This window comes from Kosmotoga sp., assembly GCF_982836095.1.
The window spans coordinates 1-2,047 of record NZ_CEYIHJ010000237.1 but is presented as its reverse complement, the minus strand read 5'-3'; the positions used below and the strand labels follow the sequence as shown (position 1 = coordinate 2,047).

3 protein-coding genes are annotated in these 2,047 nt (G+C 42.4%); 2 read left to right on the top strand and 1 reads right to left on the bottom strand.

The features are described from left to right. Positions 1-222: GntR family transcriptional regulator (locus AC3LHT_RS10610; RefSeq protein ID WP_488662876.1), on the bottom strand; the 222-nt coding region annotated here is incomplete at its 3' end. Positions 223-440: 218 nt separating this feature from the next. Between AC3LHT_RS10610 and AC3LHT_RS10605 the strand changes: the two genes are divergently transcribed. Beyond that, positions 441-1,493: a serine hydrolase domain-containing protein gene (locus AC3LHT_RS10605; RefSeq protein WP_488662877.1), complete on the top strand. Its 1,053-nt coding sequence runs from the start codon at positions 441-443 to the stop codon at positions 1,491-1,493. A gap of 37 nt (positions 1,494-1,530) precedes the next feature. Continuing rightward, positions 1,531-2,047, top strand: a 517-nt coding sequence (locus AC3LHT_RS10600) for an amidohydrolase family protein (RefSeq protein ID WP_488662875.1), incomplete at its 3' end; no start/stop codon positions are given.

Sequence of the window (2,047 nt, the reverse complement as noted above, 5' to 3'; positions counted from 1 at the left end):
AACAAGGAGCCTTTCTCTTTTTAGTTCATCGAGTGCACGCCTTATTGTCAGTCTGCTAACCTCGAACTCTTTGCACAGTTCCTTTTCAGTGGGAAGTTTTTTGGAATAGGTCCCATCTTCTATTCTTGCCTTGAGTGTCCTATAAATAGCAATATACGCCGGAAGATCCCGCCTTTTTTCGAGTTTCTCAATGTCATTATTTGTCTGAATTTTGTTGTTCACCATTGACCTCCCCCTTATAAGGGTTTTGAAAGACATTTCACACTGAAATGATAACATACATATTCTAATACTCAATCATATGTATTTCCAAACATCAAATGTATATAGCAATTAAACAACAAAGCAAGTATGATATGCTAATAAGCTTGTGCTTTGTATAATTGCAGCAGAACGAACCTTATCGGATTTGTTATCTTATCCTTTCAGCGTTAGTATTGATGGAGGTGATTGCTCTGAACCTAAACCTTGGGCGTGTAGAATCCATCGCGATAGAAGGGATAGAGAAACGCATCTATCCTGGAGCTGTGGTGTTGATTGGTACCAAAGATGAGATGCTTTTTTTGAAAGCTTTTGGCAAAGAATCACCGGAGAAGCATGCAAAGGCTGTTAGAGTTGACACGGTGTATGATCTGGCAAGCCTTACAAAGGTTGTCGCTGTTCTCCCGGCTTTTATGCTGCTCATGAGCGAAGGTAAGCTTTCCCTTGGTGACCCTGTGTACGTTCATTTGAAAGAATTTACTAATAGGAAACAAATCACCCTTTTTCATCTTATAACACCCTCTTCCGGCATTCCTCCCTACTCGACGGCGTGGAAAAAATCGAAGGGTGAAGAGCTTCTCAGGAATCTGTTGCACATCAAACCAGAAATCCCTCCTGGCAGAACTTTCCGGTATTCGTGTATCAACTTCATCATTCTTAAGACGGTTATTGAAAGGATATCGGGCATTCCTTTTGCAGCCTTTGTGAAAGAAAGGATATTTTTACCCCTTGGATTGGAGAGCACAGGATTTCTTCCCAATATCAAAGCATTTCATGTAGCTCCTACCTGCAAAAGGGAAGGGGAGTTTTTGCGGGGAAGGCCCGATGATGAATTGGCTTATTATCTTGGAGGCGTTGGAGGTAATGCGGGTTGTTTTTCAAGTGCAATGGATCTTTACAGATTAATCAATGGACTTGAAGCAGGGCAACTTTTTCCAGAGCGTATCTACAAATTGTTTACCCATGAAGTAGTTGAATTTAAAGGTGTCAAAACACATCTTGGTTGGCGTGTACCTGATTTTTTTGGCAGTTCAGGTGACATAATAGATAGGGTTGCATATGGCCATACTGGCTTTACCGGCACCTCGATTTGGGTGGAACCCAAAAGCGGACTTAGGGTGATATTTCTGAGCAATCGAACAAGATTGAAGCGGCGCTCTACCATCCCGATGATGCAGAGTATCAGAAGAAGGCTTCACAACGTGATTTTTCAAGCTTCAACTTCTAGGTAATTTCCTTTATATCGCTAATTGGGCAGGTGATACCGTGATGGAACTTGAAAAAGCTTTAATAGTAGATCCTGTTGATGGAGAATACACGGGGTCTGTAACAATTGGAGATGAAAAAATAGCGGAAATAAGGCGTTTTAGCTGCACGCCAGAAGTGATTGTAATGCCAGGCTTTGTCGATCTTCATACACATGGACAGCGTGGAATTGATGCAATGTCTGCAAGCCCACAGGACTTTGGAAAATGGGCGGAGATGAACTTTCAGCAGGGGGTTACCACTTTTTTGCCCACAACAGTTTCAGCGAGCCTGGAAAATTTGCAGGAAGTTATGCAGAACCTGTCACAATTACCGCTCTCTATCGCCGGGCTGCATCTTGAAGGGCCTTTTATAAATTCTGAGAAGAAAGGGGCTCAAAACCCGGATTTCATCTATCCCTTTACCGAAAGGCATGAAGTCGTTTTGAAAGCCCCTGTAAAGCTGATTACTGCTGCTCCTGAGGTCAAGGGATTTGAAAAGCTGTTGAAAGTGGCAAAATGTAGAAACATAGAAGTTAGCA

What these genes read in the sequence shown, in the direction of transcription:
- AC3LHT_RS10605 (WP_488662877.1), top strand. Translation starts at nt 441, where the DNA reads ATGGAGGTGATTGCTCTGAACCTAAACCTTGGGCGTGTAGAATCCATC.